Origin of the sequence: Chryseobacterium oranimense (assembly GCF_900129755.1) — a bacterium.
Classification (GTDB): domain Bacteria; phylum Bacteroidota; class Bacteroidia; order Flavobacteriales; family Weeksellaceae; genus Chryseobacterium; species Chryseobacterium oranimense.
The window spans coordinates 514,039-532,411 of record NZ_FQWT01000001.1 but is presented as its reverse complement, the minus strand read 5'-3'; the positions used below and the strand labels follow the sequence as shown (position 1 = coordinate 532,411).

The 18,373-nt window shown below is 38.6% G+C and carries 17 protein-coding genes; 8 read left to right on the top strand and 9 right to left on the bottom strand.

What is annotated here, in order from left to right; translation table 11 throughout:
• Positions 1-275: 275 nt before the first annotated feature.
• Both BUB03_RS02470 and BUB03_RS02465 read right to left on the bottom strand, forming a co-directional pair.
• Positions 276-593 (bottom strand): hypothetical protein, encoded by a 318-nt coding sequence (locus tag BUB03_RS02470; protein ID WP_073060030.1) that lies wholly within the window; start codon positions 591-593, stop codon positions 276-278.
• Between the two features lie 19 nt (positions 594-612).
• Complete coding sequence (locus BUB03_RS02465) at positions 613-1,476, bottom strand: SDR family oxidoreductase (protein ID WP_228374776.1); 864 nt, start codon at positions 1,474-1,476, stop codon at positions 613-615.
• A 54-nt stretch (positions 1,477-1,530) separates the two neighbouring features.
• Between BUB03_RS02465 and BUB03_RS02460 the strand changes: the two genes are divergently transcribed.
• Complete coding sequence (locus BUB03_RS02460) at positions 1,531-1,923, top strand: winged helix-turn-helix transcriptional regulator (protein ID WP_040994219.1); 393 nt, start codon at positions 1,531-1,533, stop codon at positions 1,921-1,923.
• Between the two features lie 11 nt (positions 1,924-1,934).
• On the opposite strand, the gene BUB03_RS02455 is transcribed toward BUB03_RS02460, so the two are convergent.
• Positions 1,935-2,684 carry an NUDIX hydrolase gene (locus BUB03_RS02455; protein WP_040994221.1) on the bottom strand — a complete coding sequence of 250 codons (750 nt, stop codon included), beginning with the start codon at positions 2,682-2,684 and terminating at the stop codon, positions 1,935-1,937.
• Between the two features lie 398 nt (positions 2,685-3,082).
• Here BUB03_RS02455 and BUB03_RS02450 point away from each other — a divergent pair, with 398 nt between their 5' ends.
• From BUB03_RS02450 to BUB03_RS02425, 6 genes are all read left to right on the top strand, one after another.
• A complete protein-coding gene (locus tag BUB03_RS02450) occupies positions 3,083-5,308 on the top strand; it encodes a TonB-dependent receptor (RefSeq protein WP_073060028.1) in 2,226 nt (741 codons plus the stop codon).
• Between the two features lie 10 nt (positions 5,309-5,318).
• Positions 5,319-7,610, top strand: coding sequence for a glycoside hydrolase family 3 protein (locus BUB03_RS02445; protein WP_073060026.1), 2,292 nt, complete (start codon positions 5,319-5,321; stop codon positions 7,608-7,610).
• A gap of 160 nt (positions 7,611-7,770) precedes the next feature.
• Positions 7,771-8,937, top strand: a complete 1,167-nt coding sequence (locus tag BUB03_RS02440; RefSeq protein ID WP_073060024.1) for an esterase — start codon at positions 7,771-7,773, stop codon at positions 8,935-8,937.
• 8 nt (positions 8,938-8,945) lie between these two features.
• Positions 8,946-9,821, top strand: coding sequence for an alpha/beta hydrolase (locus BUB03_RS02435; protein ID WP_073060022.1), 876 nt, complete (start codon positions 8,946-8,948; stop codon positions 9,819-9,821).
• A 115-nt stretch (positions 9,822-9,936) separates the two neighbouring features.
• On the top strand, positions 9,937-12,402 hold the full coding sequence (locus BUB03_RS02430) for a glycoside hydrolase family 3 N-terminal domain-containing protein (protein WP_083538856.1): 2,466 nt from the start codon (positions 9,937-9,939) through the stop codon (positions 12,400-12,402).
• A 249-nt stretch (positions 12,403-12,651) separates the two neighbouring features.
• Positions 12,652-13,347, top strand: coding sequence for a VIT1/CCC1 transporter family protein (locus BUB03_RS02425; protein ID WP_040994231.1), 696 nt, complete (start codon positions 12,652-12,654; stop codon positions 13,345-13,347).
• Between the two features lie 64 nt (positions 13,348-13,411).
• On the opposite strand, the gene BUB03_RS02420 is transcribed toward BUB03_RS02425, so the two are convergent.
• The 6 genes from BUB03_RS02420 to BUB03_RS02395 all read right to left on the bottom strand — a co-directional run bounded on the left by BUB03_RS02420 (position 13,412) and on the right by BUB03_RS02395 (position 17,929).
• The gene (locus BUB03_RS02420; RefSeq protein ID WP_073060020.1) at positions 13,412-13,897 is read right to left on the bottom strand and encodes a DUF6691 family protein; all 486 of its coding nucleotides are present in this window, start codon (positions 13,895-13,897) and stop codon (positions 13,412-13,414) included.
• A gap of 12 nt (positions 13,898-13,909) precedes the next feature.
• Positions 13,910-14,473: a YeeE/YedE family protein gene (locus tag BUB03_RS02415; protein ID WP_073060018.1), complete on the bottom strand. Its 564-nt coding sequence runs from the start codon at positions 14,471-14,473 to the stop codon at positions 13,910-13,912.
• Between the two features lie 11 nt (positions 14,474-14,484).
• A complete protein-coding gene (locus BUB03_RS02410) occupies positions 14,485-15,897 on the bottom strand; it encodes an MBL fold metallo-hydrolase (protein ID WP_073060016.1) in 1,413 nt (470 codons plus the stop codon).
• 82 nt (positions 15,898-15,979) lie between these two features.
• Positions 15,980-16,774, bottom strand: a complete 795-nt coding sequence (locus tag BUB03_RS02405; RefSeq protein ID WP_073060007.1) for a sulfite exporter TauE/SafE family protein — start codon at positions 16,772-16,774, stop codon at positions 15,980-15,982.
• A gap of 71 nt (positions 16,775-16,845) precedes the next feature.
• A complete protein-coding gene (locus BUB03_RS02400) occupies positions 16,846-17,475 on the bottom strand; it encodes a Crp/Fnr family transcriptional regulator (protein ID WP_073060005.1) in 630 nt (209 codons plus the stop codon).
• A gap of 181 nt (positions 17,476-17,656) precedes the next feature.
• A complete protein-coding gene (locus BUB03_RS02395) occupies positions 17,657-17,929 on the bottom strand; it encodes a helix-turn-helix transcriptional regulator (RefSeq protein WP_073060003.1) in 273 nt (90 codons plus the stop codon).
• A gap of 243 nt (positions 17,930-18,172) precedes the next feature.
• Here BUB03_RS02395 and BUB03_RS21750 point away from each other — a divergent pair, with 243 nt between their 5' ends.
• Positions 18,173-18,349, top strand: a complete 177-nt coding sequence (locus BUB03_RS21750) for a hypothetical protein (protein WP_175547472.1) — start codon at positions 18,173-18,175, stop codon at positions 18,347-18,349.
• Positions 18,350-18,373: the final 24 nt, after the last annotated feature.

Here is an 18,373-nt window from a genome sequence, read left to right as displayed (position 1 = left end):
ATATTAAATTATATCGTCAAATTAAAAACCGCCTTGTTTCGTTTCTGTGAATGACGTTCAAAAATTATTTAACTTTATTTCAGGTTAATTAAAAAAATGCACTCATGAAAAACTTGACTAAAAATTATCTGTTGCTTTTACTGATCTTTTTTACTTTAGGTAACGTGAATGCACAAAACAGCCGTACGAGTACCAACGATAAAAAAGCGCAGATTTTAAGAAAAATTTGCGCTTTTTAAAGTTGTGACCACTAATATTCTGTTATCGGCAAAATATTAACCGGTTATTTTCAATGATTGAATGTATCCATCAGACAACTGAAAATGATATTTTAAAACAATAGGACTGCCCGGAAATGTTCCCGACGTTTCAGCCGATAAGATGTTTTCCTTTTCGTTATAATCTAATGGCTTCATACTGGCTCTGTATTCTTTGTTGGCTTTGTCAATCCAGTTTTCAATTTCTGCTTTTCCGTTGTGGGTTTTGCCTTCATCAAATACTTCTGCATTTTCAGCAAAACAATTGGCATAAGCTGTACTGTCAAACTCATTTTGGGCTTTCACTAATTCTGAGATAATGTTAGGTAAATTCATTGTATAATATTTAAGATGATTAAATGGTTGGTACTGTACCGCCATCAATTATAAATTCAGTTCCGGTTAAATAGCCGGCTCTTGGTGAAACAAGAAAGCCAACGAATTCAGCTACCTCTTTCGGTTCGGCAGGTCTTCCGAAAGGTATTCCACCCAATGCATCCATCACGCTTTGTTGCGCTTCTTCTACAGTACTATTCGCATTTCTCGCAATTTCACCCAGCCAGGCTTCCGAAGCTGTTGTATTGATCCACCCTGGTGAAACAGTCAGCACCCGGATACCTTTGGGAGTCACTTCGTTCGATAAACTTTTACTATAGTTTCTCAATCCTGCTTTTGAAGCAGCATAAGGTAAGGTTGAATCATAAAGAGGTAATTTGCCCTGAATTGACGCGATGTGAATAATTACACCACTCTTTCGCTCAATCATTTGTGGTAGAAATCCTCTGTCCAGTCGAACCGGAGCAAGTAAATTAGCCTGCAGGGTCGATTCCCAGTCTTCATCATTCAATGCGGCAAAGCCACCTGCGGGTGTTGATGAAGAACCAAGGTTGTTCACAAGAATGTCCAGCCTGCCATAAGTAGACAGTACTTCGCTGATTACTTTTTGTGTTCCTTCTGCTTTACTCAGATCAGAAGGAATGAAATGCAGGTTGCTGTTTTCTTCTTCAGGTGCATTTCTTGCAGTAATAATAACCGTTGCACCAGCTTGTAACAGTCTTTCTGCTATTGCTTTTCCGGCTCCTTTTGTTCCACCGGTTACCAAGGCAATTTTACCTTGTAATTCGTTGTTGTAATTAAATTGATATTCCATTGTTGAATTCTTTGATACAAATTTCCGAAGTATCACTCTTTCAGGCAATAACGGAAAACCGAATTGCATAGGGATAATTTTTTCCCCTATTGTACAATTTGGTACATTGGACTAAATTTGTGTATGCGTGAAAGAAAAATACCTTTGAATTTAAACTGCGGTCTTGACCTTATCGGTGAAGTCCTGTATGGTAAATGGAAAATCCGTCTGTTATGGTTTATCAATCAGGGTCATCTGCGTCCAAGTGAATTAAACCGTAAAATTCCCGATGCTTCAAGACGTGTTTTAAATATCCAGCTGAAAGAACTTGAAGAGCATGAACTTGTTACAAAGAAAATCTATGCCCAGGTTCCACCGAAAGTTGAATATTTCCTCACAGATTTTGGTAAAACCCTGATTCCTGTAATTTCTACCTTAGGATTTTGGGCTGATGAGCATGAAGACAGGCTAAGGGAAGTTATTTTAAAAAGAATGGGGGAGAATACTTACGATGAACCTAATGAAGTTAGTAATTGATTAAAAACCAATTACCAACTGTTTACTCCATTTTGAAGAGCCTTTTCGTATTTTTCCTTATTAAAGGAATAAACATCTTGTGCCTTATGAGCGCCTCCTTTTCGTTGTTCATCCAACTTGGTTAGAATTCCCAGGTTTTTTATTTTTCTGTAGAAATTACCTCTGTTCAGACTCCTGCCCAGTATCGTTTCATATAATCGCTGCAATTCTGTCATTGTAAATTTTTCCGGCAGCAGGTTATATCCGATGGGTTTGTAAGTTATTCGTTCCCTGAGTGTTAATAAAGCTTTTAAGATTATTTGTTTATGATCCATTGTGATGAGGTAATGATCAAGATTATTAACATCAAGCCACTCAAATTCGTCGCTCAGCTCATCAGCTTTTGGAGAAACATCATGATAATTCACAAGTGCATAATAGCCGATAGAAATAAACCTTTGCTTATGCCACAAACTCTCATCATAATCGCTAAAAACTTCCTCGCTCCGGCCATTCCTTCCAAAAACGGAAAACTCTTCCAGGAATATATCGGTTACACCGGCACGCTCTTGTAAAATTCTTACTGCTGCATCATCAATATGTTCTTCTTTTTTAAGATAGCCGCCCGGTAGAAACCATTGCTTGTTAAATTTCATTTTAATAGCCAGGACCTTGAGCTCGTTTTCACTGAATCCAAAGATCACAGTATCGATAGAAATATGGGGAAGATAGAGCTGATAGGCTTCAGTTGATTTTTGTAAAATCTGTGTATGGGGATTCATATCTATTTTAATTGTTCGTGTCGGGCAAAGTTAAGATGATATTAAGGAAGGAGCAAGAATCTGGGCTTTCAGGCTTTACTTTTTGGTAACATATAGTTTAAGATTCTGTATCAATAGAAGTTCTTTTTGTAATAAAATTGTAAATAACCTTATTGTAATTTACTGTAAATCAATTGAATAATTGTTTGTTAATTTTTTTTTAACATTCATTTGGCTGTATCAGAAAAAGAATGTAATATTGAGTCGCTTCATTATGAAGCAACTAAAAATTGTTAAGATATATCAAAAGCTCAATAGATAATATCTGTTGTTTTTTATTGTATGTCATGACCAGTTACCTTATTGAAATTCAATATTTTATTACACAATCCAAACAAAAAAAAGATTAACTGCTAATTATGAAAAACTCAAAACTCCGAATTTCTACATTGTTGCTGATGTTTTCTTGTGGGGTAGCATTTGGCCAGCAGACCGACAGCCTAAGCCTTAAGAAAAAAGCAATAACTTCTTCCAAAGAGGATAATAACAGGAATGTGATGCTCAATGCAGCCAACAATACCAGCCCCCGCGATGTCAATATAGGTCTTCCTTCTACCGTTGGAGGGATCACGATCCTTGAAAATGACCTTCCGGTTGTTTATTTTTTCTGGCCTGAACTGCCTAATAAAACATGGAGGCAAAGTGTTGGACTGGAAAGAACCGGACTCTTAAAAATGGACCAGTTAGCCAATACAATGGGTGACCTGGGTTTTGCGGTGAATTCTTATGCTCAAACAGGAACCAAGGATTTTAAATTAAAAGGAAAACTTACAACAAGTACTTTCGGTTGGCTGCAGGGCGACGTCAATGCTTCCGGACCGATTTCCAAAAACGGCTGGACCTATACCGCAGGAGCTTTTGCCAATTATGATCCAAGTACATATAAATTGGGTTTTGCAAGAAATGCTGATGAAACAAAGATTTTCAGAGCAGGGGTTACCAAATACTTCAATAATGATAAGGGTAAAATTTCAGTTTTATACAAATATGCAGATTCTTACAGCATAACCAATTATGCCGTTTTTCAATACGGAGCAGAAGGTAAAGTAACCGAGCTTGACAATTTCAAAATCGGTAGAGATTCCTATGTGGTAAGGGACGGACAGATGAAAATGAAAGATATTCTTACAGGAAACTATTACTGGGCATCAATGAATGACGAAGATAACAGGTCAACTTCTCATAATATAGATGTTTTTGGTAATTATCTTTTGAACAACGGATGGAATTTCAAATTCTCGACAAGAGCGCATTTTTCAAAAGCGAAAATGTCCAATATGATTCCTTTAAGTATTTTCAATGCGGATCCTTCAGCAGGATATACTTTGGCTTCCACCGGGCAGGCCTATTCCGGGCCGGTAGGAACTATTTTGGGAATGCATACACCCGAAACTCCCATTACGAATATTGCCGGGCGTTTTTCTTTGAATAAACAGCTTGGAAATCATAATGTGACATTCGGAATATTGGAACAATATTACCACGTGAACCAATTCACATCCAACCGTTCTTTCTTCTTCCAGACTGTTGAACCGCAGCCTCAGCGGCTGATTGGTCCCAATACCGATGCTGACGGCTTCTACAACTACAATGCAGGCGGAGAGTACCACAGTGGAACAGAAAATAAACTTTCAATGTATGGTACAGACGAATGGAAAGTTACCGACAATTTTAATTTGAGCTATGGTTTGCATTTAAGAAATCACATCATTGACGGAGAATACTCTCTGACTCCGAGAACTATCGGTTTTAGCTTTACGAATCCTGGTCAGTTTAATCACATCAGCCAAAGTTTCTTCCAGATTGCAGGAAGTTTGAATGCAACTTACAACGTTACCAAAAACTTCGGAGTTTTAGCCAACTTCTTATATACAGAAGAAAACAGAAGATTGGAAAGTTACTCCCAGGCTTTTGAACCCAATACCAATAAAATTAAAAGCCCCTTGGGAGCAATCGGAGTATTCTGGAATACAGACTGGCTCCAGCTGATTTCCCAAGCTACGTATCTGAAGAAAAATAATAATCTTAACAGATATAACCTGGTAAATCCTGCCAATAGTTCAGAAGCACAAACCACGACTGTTTATTATGATATTCAGACTCTGGGCTGGACTACGGATTTTGTTTTAAAACCATTCAAAGGATTTAACCTTCATTATCTGATTACTTTACAAAATCCGGTGTACAAAAAATTTAATTTCAATGCTTTCGGAAAAGACTATGATTACAATGACAACAACGTGTTGGGTGTTGCTAAAGTATTGATGGAAATCGATCCAAGCTATTCTATCGACAAATGGAGGTTCTGGGCGAGTTTCAGATATTTTTCGAAACAATATGCGAACCTTACGAATGCCCTATACTTCGCTCCAAGATGGGAAACTTTCGGTGGCGTAAGTTATACGGTCAACAAAAATATCAACATTGGTGCAACGGTGATCAACTTTCTGAATCAAAGAGGAGCAAGCGGAACCATCAATGGTGCTGAGTTGATTACAGACGCAAGTCCATACTACGGAAAACTATTGACAGGAACGTACATTATGCCATTGACAGGTCAATTATCGGTAAACTTCAATTTCTAAAATGTAAACAATGAAAAGAACAGTTTTAAATGTGGCTACATTATTTTTAGGAGTAACAGCATTTGCACAGGATATTCAGATAGTTCAGAATCCCAAAGGTCCTGTTTTAGGATATTCCGCCAATTCAGGAGTCAAAATTCTGACGGTTGGAGGAAATAAATTCAAAGATTTAAACAAGAACGGAAAACTTGACAAATACGAAGACTGGAGACTTCCGGTAGATGAAAGAGCGAAAGATTTGGCTTCGAAAATGACCGTTGAACAGATTGCAGGTTTGATGCTGTACAGCGGCCATCAATCTGTTCCCGCTCCGGCAGACGGTTTCCGGGCAGGAAAATACAACGGAAAGCTGTATAAAGAAAGCGGAGCAAAAGCTTCTGATTTAACAGACCAGCAAAAGAAATTCCTGAAGGAAGACAACCTTCGCCACGTTTTGGTAACAACCGTTGAATCACCTGAAATTGCAGCCCAATGGAGTAACAATATCCAGGCTTATATCGAAGGTTTAGGATTGGGAATTCCAGCCAACAACAGTACAGATCCTAGGCATTCTGCAACGGTAACCGCGGAATTTAATGAAGGCGCGGGCGGGCAGATTTCACTTTGGCCGGACGGATTGGCAATGGGAGCAACTTTCGACCCTGAACTGGTTAAAAGATTCGGAAACATTGCTGCTCAGGAGTACAGAGCATTGGGAATCTCAACTGCTTTATCGCCTCAGATCGACCTGGGGACAGAACCGCGTTGGTACAGAATCGCTTATGTTTTCTCTGAAAGTCCGGAGTTGACAGCAGATTTAGGAAGAGGTTATATTGACGGTTTCCAGACGACCATCGGAAGTAAAAACGGCTGGGGTAACAAAAGTGTGAATGCAATGGTGAAGCACTGGCCGGGAGGCGGCCCTGAAGAAGGCGGCCGCGATGGGCACTGGGCTATGGGGAAATTTGCGGTTTATCCCGGAAATAACTTCCGGAATCACGTAAAGCCTTTTACCGAAGGTGCTTTCAAATTAAATGGTGGAACAAAAGAAGCTTCTGCAGTGATGCCTTATTACACGATTAGTTTTAATCAGGACACCAAAAATGGCGAAAACGTTGGAAACGGTTACAGCAAATACCTGATCACAGATTTGCTTCGCGGAAAATATAAATACGACGGTGTAGTATGCACCGACTGGCTGATTACAGCTGACGAGCCCAAAACTCCGGGCGGATTTGCCGGAAAACCCTGGGGCGCTGAGAAATTATCTATCGCTGAACGTCATTATAAAGTCTTGGAAGCCGGTGTTGACCAGTTCGGAGGAAATAATGATAAAGGACCTGTTTTGGAAGCCTATCAGATGGGTGTAAAAGAGCACGGTGAGAAAGCATATCGTGCAAAATTTGAGCAATCTGCCGTTCGTTTGCTGAGAAATTTCTTCAGAACGGGATTGTTTGAGAATCCTTATGTCAACGTTGAAGAAACCAAAAAGATTGTTGGTAATCCTGAATTTATGAAGGCGGGCTACGAAGCTCAGGTAAAATCCATTGTGATGTTGAAAAATAGAGCCAATATTCTTCCCATCAAAGAAAGAAAAACGGTTTATATCCCGAAGAGGTATTCTCCGGCAACGTTTAACTGGTGGGGAATTTACACGGCGCCCTCTCTGGATTATCCTGTTGACATCGAAAAAATCAAAAAGCATTATAACGTGACTGAAGACCCTGCAAAAGCCGATTTCGCTTTGGTCTTTGTGAAAAGTCCGCACAGTGAAGAAGGCGGCTATAGTGATATTGATGCAGCAGAAGGCGGAAACGGTTACCTTCCGATTTCCCTTCAATACAAAACGTATACGGCAACCGAAGCCCGTGAGAAAAGTATTGCAGCAGGCGATCCGGTTGTAGCTCCGAATGTACATGACAGAACATTCAAAAATAAAACTTCAACGGCTACCAATTTTACAGATTTACTGACAATTGAAAACACCTACAAAGCGATGAACGGAAAACCTGTCATTGTTTCTGTAACGGCTTCAAAACCGATGGTTTTCAACGAATTTGAAAAGCATGCCGATGCAATTTTGATGAACTTCAATGTCTCCAATCAGGCAGTTGTGGATATCGTAACCGGAAAATATGAGCCTTCGGGATTGCTTCCCCTTCAGATGCCTGCCAATATGGCGACTGTTGAAAAGCAAAAAGAAGATGTTCCTTACGATATGGAAACGCACAAAGACTCTGAAGGGCACAATTATGATTTTGGGTACGGAATGAACTGGTCCGGCGTGATTAAAGATGCAAGAACAGAGAAATATAAAAAGTAATTGAAAGGATTCTGAGTCTGTTTTTACGGGCTCAGAATTTTATTTTTGAATTAAAAACTGTTTAACTTTTTAACCAAAAAAGCCACAAAAGCTAAATCTAAAGTGATTAATGTGTTAAAATCAAAAAACTTTTGTGCCTTTTGTGGTAAAACAATTCAATATGAAAATCAAATTCACAATCTATTCATTAATGCTTGGTTCATTGATGTTTGCCCAGGAAAACCTCGATTTCAGCGGAAAGAAAAACTTAATTTCTCCCGAAATCAACGGTCAGAATGTTACCTTTCGTCTGCTCGCTCCCAATGCGAACAGCGTAAAACTGCAGGGAAACTGGTTTCCGTCAAAAGGAATGGAGCCGGGTTCTGTTGATTTGCAGAAAGACAAAGACGGTGTTTGGTCATTCACAAAAAATGATTTCTATCCCGATATTTACACCTATTCGTTTATTGTTGATGGTGTAAAAGCCAACGACCCGAACAATTCCTATCAGGTTCGTGACGTTTCATCAGTGATGAGTATGATGTTGATTGACGGAAAACCATCCGAAAATTACAAAGTTCAGAATGTCCCGCACGGAACAGTTTCCAAAAGATGGTACCAATCAAAAGGATTGAAAGAAGACAGAAGATTAACGGTTTACACTCCGCCGGGATATGAAAATTCCAAAGAGAAATTTCCTGTTTTGTACCTCTTACACGGAATGGGGGGCGACGAAGAAGCGTGGATGACTTTAGGAAGAGCCTCACAGATTCTGGATAATCTGATTGCACAGGGAAAAGCAAAACCGATGATTGTTGTAATGCCGAACGGACACACCAGTAATTCAGCGGCGCCGGGAGAGTCTTCCAAAGGTTTTTATAAAATCGATATGAGAACACCTGATATTTTCAGTGGCGATATGGAAACCTACTTCAAAGAAATTATGGATTTTACAGAGTCCAGTTACAGAGTAAAAGCCAATGCTGAGAACCGCGCTGTTGCCGGGCTTTCAATGGGTGGCTTTCATTCTCTGTATATTTCTGCCAATCAGCCGAAAACGTTTGATTATATCGGGCTTTTTTCTCCGGCGATTCTTCCGCCCGATGAAAAGAAAAGTCCGGTTTATCAGAATTTGGACCAAAAACTGAAAACCCAGCAGACCAATTCCTACAAACTCTACTGGATTGCCATCGGAAAGACTGATTTTCTCTACAAAAATGTAGAAGAATATCGTAAGAAACTCGATAAAATGAACTTCAAATATCAATACGTAGAATCCGAAGGCGGTCACACCTGGAGCAACTGGAGAACATACCTTAATGACTTTCTTCCACAATTATTCAAATAAATTGAAAAATGAAAAAAATATTCATAGCATTATTTATAGCAGGGATGTACAATGCATATGCTCAAAAATCAATTTCATTATACGAAGGAAAAGCGCCCGGAACAGAAAACTGGACACAGAAAGAAGCACAGCAATTCAACGAGCTGTTCAAAACAGAAGTGGTTTTCAACGTTACTCAACCTTCGATTTTAGTTTTTGAAGCTGATCAATCTAAAGCGAACGGAACAGTAATCGTTATCGCTCCGGGAGGTGGCTTTCAAAGCTTATCCATCAAACGTGAAGGAATTGATATGGCAAAAAAACTCGCAGAAAACGGAATCACAGCGGTTGTTTTAAAATACAGATTGCTGGAAACAAAATCCAATGATCCTGCAAAGGAAATGATGGAAAATATCAAAGACAGGAAAGCCTTTGATGCGAAAACAGCACCTATCAAAGTAATGGCGGGAGACGATATTAAAACAGCGATTACCTATATCAGAACCCACGCCAAAGAATTAAATATCAATCCTGAAAAGTTGGGTGTAATTGGTTTTTCTGCAGGAGCAAGTGTAATCCTGGAAAGCGTTTTTCATAGTAAAGATGCTGCCACTTTACCAAATTTCGCAGCTTCCATTTATGGAGGGCCAAGTCAGGAAATTTTAGATACAGAAATTCCAAAATCGTCTCTTCCTTTATTTATTTGCGCTGCAAGTGATGACCAACTGAAACTCGCTCCGAAATCTGTCTTACTGTACAACAAATGGCTGGAAGCAGGACAACCAACCGAACTTCATATTTACGAAAAAGGAGGCCACGGTTTCGGTATGGGAAAACAGAATCTTCCTGTCGATAAGTGGTCGGATGTTTATTTGGATTGGTTGAGATTCCATAAATTTTTGTAATACTTAATCAAACTGAAAAATTCAATAATATACTTTCTTTTACGGCAGTAACTGGTCCGTACCGCTTTCTGCCGTAATTTCAGAAATTCTTAACAATAACGAAACGTAATATAGTATGAACAAGAACGAAACTACTTTGCTGATACTTTCGAAAAAAGCAAAGTTTGCAGGATTGTTCCTGGCTTTGTTAGCAGCTTCACCTTTAGCAAAGGCTCAAAATAATCCGACGGTTGCCGTTGGCGGAAAGACATTCAAAGACCTTAATGAAAATGGTAAACTCGATATCTGGGAAGATACCGGACTTTCTGTTGATAAAAGAATTGATGCGATCATCAGACAAATGACCAACGAAGAAAAAGTAAACCTTCTGATTGGAACAGGAATGCCAGGAATTGAAGTTCTGACCGGACCTGTCGGTGATTCAAAACAAGGGTTGGTTCCCGGAGCAGCTGGAGGAACAGCCAATTTTGACAGATTCGGAATTCCTGCGACGGTGGTTGCGGATGGGCCTGCGGGTTTAAGAATTGCACCAACTAGGGAAAATGATTCAAAAACGTATTATGCGACGGCTTTTCCCGTAGGAACGGCTTTGGCATCGACCTGGAACAAAACTCTGCTCGAAGAAGTGGGAAAAGCCATGGGAAATGAAGTGAAAGAATACGGAGTAGATGTTTTGCTGGCGCCTGCCTTGAACATCCAGAGAAATCCGTTGAACGGAAGAAATTTTGAGTATTATTCGGAAGATCCTTTAATTTCAGGGAAAACGGCTGCTGCAATTGTCAACGGGATTCAGTCCCAGGGAGTAGGAACTTCAATTAAACATTTTGCTGCCAATAATGAGGAAACAAACCGTTTGACAATCAATGCCCATGTATCCGAAAGAGCTCTGAGAGAATTATATCTTAGGAATTTTGAAATCACTGTAAAAGAATCCCAGCCGTGGACGGTAATGTCATCCTATAACAAAGTGAATGGTGTATATACTTCAGATTCCAGAGATTTACTGACCCAGGTTTTAAGAAACGAATGGGGTTTTAAAGGAATTGTAATGACCGACTGGTTCGGTGGTTTCCCCGGATTTGAATCGATCAGAACAGGCGGAATTTCTGATGTTGTCAAACAGATGAATGCAGGAAACGACCTTTTGATGCCAGGGATTCCGGCACAGAAAAAAGTGTTGCTTGAAGCATTGAACTCAGGGAAACTATCTCAGGAAGTAGCTGATCTCAACGTGAAAAGAATTTTGGAATATGTTTTCAGAACGCCAACATTTGCGCATTATAAGTACAGTGACAGTCCCGATCTTAATGCTCACGCTACAGTAACCAGAAATGCGGCGGCAGAAGGAATGGTTTTGCTTAAAAATGAAAATGGAGCTTTACCTTTTGCAGACAAGCAGAAAGAAGTTTCTTTGTTCGGGGTGACGTCTTATGCATGGATTACAGGAGGTACCGGAAGTGGAAGTGTGAATAACAAACATACGGTTTCACTTTTGGAAGGTCTGAATGCTGCAGGTTACAAATTGGACAAGGAGCTGGTAGAATTGTATAAGCCGCATGCTGAAAAAGAGGCAGCAGCAGAAAAAGAAAGAAGAAAAGCCAGGGGAATTTTAGCATTGCCGGAGAGACTTCCTGAAATGAAGATGGATGATGCTTTTATCGCTAAAAAGGCAGAAACTTCTGAAATTGCTTTTGTAACACTGGGAAGAAACTCCGGTGAAGGTGGTGATAGGGTAGTAGACAATGACTTTAATCTGGCAGCGGAGGAAATAGAAATGCTTGATAAAATTTCCAAAGCCTTCCATGCAAAAGGAAAAAAGATAGTCGTAATACTGAATATTGGCGGTGTCATTGAAACAGCTTCGTGGAAAGACAAGGCGGATGCCATATTACTGGCCTGGCAGCCGGGACAGGAAGGAGGCCATTCTGTTGCGGATGTGATTTCAGGAAAGATAAATCCTTCCGGAAAATTGACGATGACCTTCCCTGTAAAGTATACGGATCATGCATCCGCAAAGAATTTTCCGGGAGAACCGGCGGATAATCCTACAGATGTGACCTATCAGGAAGGTGTGTATGTTGGATACCGTTATTTCAATACGTTTGGGATAAAACCCTCATTTGAATTCGGTTACGGAAAATCATATACTGATTTTGAGTATTCAAATATCAGAACAAATTCAAAGACTTTCAATGATCTTTTGGAAGTAAGTGTTGATATTAAAAATACTGGGAAAGCATCAGGAAAAGAGATCGTTGAATTGTATCTTTCTGCACCCGGAAAGACAATCGACAAACCAAAGTCTGAATTAAAAGCTTATGCAAAAACAAAAGAACTGAATCCCGGTGAAACACAGACGGTCACTTTAACTTTACACAAGAAAGATTTAGCTTCATTTGAAACAGCAAAATCAGCATGGGTCGCCGAACCCGGAACATATAAAATTTTGGTAGGAGCCTCCTCGCTGGATATCAGGCAAAAGACCGAAATTAATTTAACGAAAGAGCTGGTGATTGAAAAGGTACAGCACATTCTTCCTGCTGATAAGCAATTTGAAGATCTGAAGCCCAAAAAAGAATAGGTAATTCATAAGTATGATCACTTGAAATTTTTTCTTCAGGATTTTCTTTCGGATCGGCTATCCAACAAATATTAATCAGGCGAAACCAAATATGTTTCAAAAAAAGAAACTGAGAAGCTAAAAAACATTGATATATCTGACGGCGATGACTTCTGATATTATTTGCTTAAATTTAAGATTCAAATAAATTTTAATACTTGACTTGTTGAATATTGTTTGGCAAGTCATGTTTTTTAAAACGAACAGCGTATGCATCATCAATTAGAAAAACATTACGTCAATAGGGTAGGATGGCTTCGTGCTGCAGTTTTAGGTGCGAATGACGGGTTGTTATCAACCACAAGCATTGTGATTGGAGTAGCTGCTGCTTCTCCGGATAGAAATACGATAATTCTTGCTGCTTTAGCCGGAATGATTGCCGGTGCAATGTCGATGGCTGCAGGAGAATATGTTTCTGTGAGTTCTCAGGAAGATACGGAAAAAGCAGATCTAGCCAGGGAACAGCGTGAACTTGAAGAAATTCCTGAGATAGAATTGCAGGAGCTGGCAAAAATCTACGAAAGGAGAGGGGTGAGCAAAGAAACTGCTATGCAGGTTGCTACAGAACTTACAGCGCACGATGCTTTGGCGGCTCACGCTCATGATGAGCTGGGCATCAATGAAATTACACAGGCAAAACCCTTGCAGGCAGCGATGGCTTCTTTTGCTTCTTTTGGTTTGGGTGCTTTGCTTCCTTTTGCAGTTTCGCTGTTGGCACCCATTAAACAGATGGTATATTTTCAGTATGGATTTTCAATTATATTTTTAATGATTTTGGGAGCGATTTCAGCAAGAACAGGCGGTTCTAAAATGGGAATTGCTGTATTGAGGATTTGCTTTTGGGGAACTGTTGCGATGGGAATTACGGCTTTAATTGGGCATCTCTTTGGAGTTTCTGTAGCGTAAAGATATGATCAAATAAAAAATAAAGACTGTAATACAAAACTACAGTCTTTATTCTTCTTAAATTTTAGTGAGGTAATTTATCCCTAAAATATCCATATACCCAGGTTCCTAAAATGGCACTTGCTAAAGTGACAATAACCGCCAAAGCTCCGGTTCCGATCTGAGCAAAAAGAGGTCCGGGACAAGCTCCTGTAATCGCCCAGCCGAATCCAAAAATTAATCCACCATAGATTTGCCCTTTATTAAACTTCTTTGGAGCAATTTTGATGGGTTCACCATGAATGGTTTTAATCTTAAATTTTTTGATGAGCCAAACGGAAATGATTCCTGTGAGAACAGCACTTCCGATTACGCCATACATATGGAACGACTGCAAACGGAACATCTCCTGAATCCTGAACCAACTGATAACTTCCGCTTTTACAAATACAATCCCGAAAAGAATCCCTACGATGAGGTATTTGATGTTGTGATACCATTTGTGCTTCAGTTCGCTTTCGTTGATGCAAATTGCGTCTTGGTGACGTATATCTTCTGTTTCTTTTATCATTTTTTTTAATTATTAAAGTGAAAGAATAATGGGCAGAATAACATTGGCCATTAAAAAACCGCCTGCCATAAAACATACTGTTGCCACCAATGAGGGCCATTGCAGATTTGAAAGTCCCATAATGGCATGACCACTTGTACAGCCTCCTGCGTAACGGGTTCCGAAACCTACCAGAAAACCTCCAACTACCATTGTAATAAAACCTCTCCAGGTCAATAGACTTGCGAAATTCATCAGCTGAACAGGAATGAGATTGCTGAAGTCCGTAATTCCGTATGTTGCTAATTCGGTTTTCAATTTAGGATTTACTGAAATCTCCCCAGTGTTGATTAGAAAATGCGAAGCGATGATTCCGCCAAGGAAAATTCCGAAAACGAAAAACAGATTCCACCATTCTTTCTTCCAATCATATTTAAAAAAACTAATATCTGCAGGAATACATGCTGCACAAATATGCCTTAAAGACGAGCTGATTCCGAAAGACTTATTCCCTAAAATCAATAAAACCGGAACGGTAAGACCAATAAGGGGACCCGCAATGTACCAAGGCCATGGTTCTTTTATCAATTCTAACATTAATTATATTTTTAATTTAAAACTTTACTCTGACAGACAAAATTGCTTTTCGGAACTCCTGTTTTTGCAATTTCACTGAAACCACCTGCAATTTCGCTAAAATTTCTGTATCCTCTTGCCTGCAAAATACTGGCAGCCATCATACTTCTGTAGCCGCCCGCACAATGTAAGTAGAAATGTTCTTCAGAATCCAACGTGTTGATCCACTCATTAATATAAGCTAAAGGTTTACTGAAAGCATCATTTATGTGTTCTGCACTGTATTCAGATTCTTTTCTCACATCGATAATTTTCACCTCTTTTCCGTAAATTTCTTTCTCAAATTGCTGCACTGAAATCCTGTTCACTGTATCGATTTCTTTACCACTGTTTTTCCAAGCATTAAAGCCTCCTTTTAGGAAACCAATGACATGATCAAAACCTACACGGCTCAATCTAGTAACAGCTTCTTCCTCTTCGTTTTCATCAGTAATCAAGAGAATCGGTTGCTGTACATCTGTTATTAAAGCTCCAACCCAGGGGGCAAAATCTCCGTTTAAACCAATATTTACAGATTGCGGAATAAAGCCTCTTGCAAAATCATTATTGTTTCTGACATCTAATAATAATGCTCCGCTGTGATCTGCTGTTTCTTCAAATTCGTCAGGCGACAAGGCGTGAAGGCCTTTAGACAAAACTTCATCAAAACTTTCGTAGCCTTTCTTATTCATCGCTACATTCATTCCAAAATATGCAGGTGGGGGAAGAAGTCCATCAGTAACTGCTTTTATGAAACTTTCCTTGTCTTTTTGGTTAAGTGCATAGTTTGTTTCCTTCTGGTTTCCTAAGCTGTCCACTGTTTCTTTCTGCATATTTTTTCCGCAGGCAGAACCTGACCCATGGGCCGGATATACAATAATATCATCGTCTAAAGGCAGGATTTTTTCGTACAAACTGTCGTAAAGCAAAGCTGCCAATTCTTCCTGCGTAAGATTTGCTGCTTTCTGTGCCAAATCCGGTCTCCCCACGTCGCCTAAAAACAAAGTGTCCCCACTGAATAAAGCAACATCTTTTCCCTTTTCATCTGTTAATAAAAAAGATGTACTTTCCATCGTGTGACCGGGCGTGTGAAGAACTTTTATTTTGACATTTCCCACTTCAAAAACCTGATTGTCTTCTGCAATAATCGATTTGAATTCCGGTTTTGCAGTTGGTCCGTAAACAATAGGTGCTTTTGTCTTTTTACTTAAATCGACGTGACCGCTCACAAAGTCTGCATGAAAATGGGTTTCAAAAATATATTTTAAAACAACCCCGTCTTTTTCTAATCTTTCAGTATAAGGCTGAGTTTCTCTTAACGGATCAATGATTGCAGCTTCTCCGTTTGAAACAATGTAGTAAGCTCCCTGGGCAAGACATCCTGTATACATTTGTTCTATATTCATTGTGATATTTTTTATTTTTTAGTGTTACAAAGTTCTGAGTTTTGATATTTCGGTACTGCCACTTTTGTTACATAAGGCTTTTTTAGATAAAAAGCTCTTTCACGATAATGTAAATTCCCATCATCAAAATAAACCAGCCAAAAGCAGGTTTCAGCTTTTTCCCATCAATCTTTTTGGCGAGTTGAGAACCAATAATAATCCCAACAATGGCAATAGAAGAAATAGTGGACAATAACTTCCAGTCGATTTCAGTATTTGGGATGGATGAGAAAAAACCTATTAAAGAATTGAGTGAAATAATAACCAAAGAAGTTCCAATAGCCATTTTCATAGGTATTTTCAGTAAATTAACGAGTGCGGGGATAATCATAAAACCACCACCAGCTCCCACAAGTCCGGTAAGAATTCCAACGACAGAACCTTCACCCGCTGCCAAAAGCGTCTTATTTATATTGCCATCAGTAGCTTGCAATGGTAATTCAGGTGTTTTCTGAATCATTTTGTACGATGCAAAAATCATTAATCCTGCAAAAATGAGAAGTAAAAAAATATTTTTGGTCACTATCAAATTACTGATGTTAAAAACTTCATCAGGAATAAGCGGTACCAGATAATTTCGGGTAAGAAAGATTGAAATAATGGAAGGAATTCCAAAAACGAAAACTGTTTTCAGATTAACCAGGCCTTTTTTAAAGTAAGAGAGCGAACCAACAACACTGCTGATTCCGACAATGAAAAGAGAATATTCTGTTGCCAAAAAAGCATCCAAACCAAAAAGGTAGACCAATACCGGAACAGTAAGAATGCTTCCACCGCCGCCAATTAATCCTAAAGAAATACCAATTAAAACTGAAGCGAGATAACCAAAAATTTCCATTTGCTTTATTTATGATGCAAAATTGGAAATCTTCGATAACCCGTACAGTTACTTTTGTTACATAAGGATTATTAGTTTTCTGAAAGAGTTATTTTATTACGTCCAAGCTTCAATTTACCTGCATCTTCAAGCTGCTTCAGAAGCCTTGAAACCACCACTCTTGCCGTTCCCAGTTCGTTTGCCAATTGTTCGTGAGTAATGATAATGGTTTTTGAACCCAGGTTTGACGATTTTTTATACAGCAAATTAAGCAGTCTTTCATCTACTTTTTTGAACGCAATGGCATTAATGATATCGAGAAGCTCTTCAAAACGTTTGTGGTACAGTCTGAAAATATAGTCGAGCCATTCAGGATATTGCTTTATGAAGAGAGAAACTTTATCCACAGGTAAAAAAAGAATTTCGGCATCTTCTTCCACTTCGGCTTTTACGATGCTTTTCTCTTTGTGCATGCCGCCCAGAAAAGACATGATGCAGCTTTCGCCTGCCTTTATGTAATACAACAAGATCTCGCGGCCATCTTCTTCGGTACGGATTACTTTTATCATCCCTTTCATCACAATAGGAATAGAACGGATAGATGCATTTTCATCGAGAATGATGTCACCTTCGTGATAGGTTTTTGTAATGCCGTTTTGGTAGAGTGTATCCAGCAAATCCTTTGAATTTGAAAATTCTTTTGATAAAACAGGACTATTCATATTTTTTAGAATTAGAAAATAAAATTATATAAATTTCTCTTAACCGAATTTTCACATAAGAACAAAAAAGACACATTGTAACTGATTGATTTATAAGGTGTCAAAATTTTTGTATCTATAATAATCTCATATTGAGTTAAATTCAGTCACTAATGGCTTTAAAAAAATCTATGTAAAAGATCTAAATATTCTTCCCCAAACTTAGTGCTTTTAGTTCCAGTTTTAAGATTTCTATTTTCTTTTGTAATACAAGATATTGATTAGGATATTCTTCAAAAATTTCTTCTACAGAAACATCCAGCAGCCTGGCAATATCTTTCCATTCCTGATCCGAAATTTTAATTTTTCCTGTTTCTCTTTTCTGATACTGGGTCTGGCTTATTTTAAGGTAAGTTGCAATATCTGCCTGCGTAATTTTTCTTGCTTTTCGTACGGCAATTAGTTTCTTGTTCATGGTTTTGTGAAAAATTGGGTGAAACGAAAGTATACAATATTTTTTTTAACACAAAATAAAGGGCTATAAAAAGCTATAATTTTTGCTTTTTTGTGTGAATTATGTTTGATACATTTGAAAATATGACACCGGAAAGTGTCTTTTGTATGTGTACAGTACAAAAAAAATAAAATGCTGATCAGCATCAACCCATGTCAGGGTTTTGTATGACAAAAACTAATATTAAATTTTTAAAATTATTTTATGAAAAAGAAGTTAGAAAGCTTAAAGCTTAAAAAATTTAAAATGCAAAAAGTAAAAGGTGGAGGTCCATTAGATCCGGTAACAGGTTTTGACCCTTATACTTATGGGCCAGGCAATACCTATAATGGAACATATTATGTTACTGACACTGTTCAAACAGATATAAATCCAGGATAGAAACTAAAATAGGCTATTTGTATT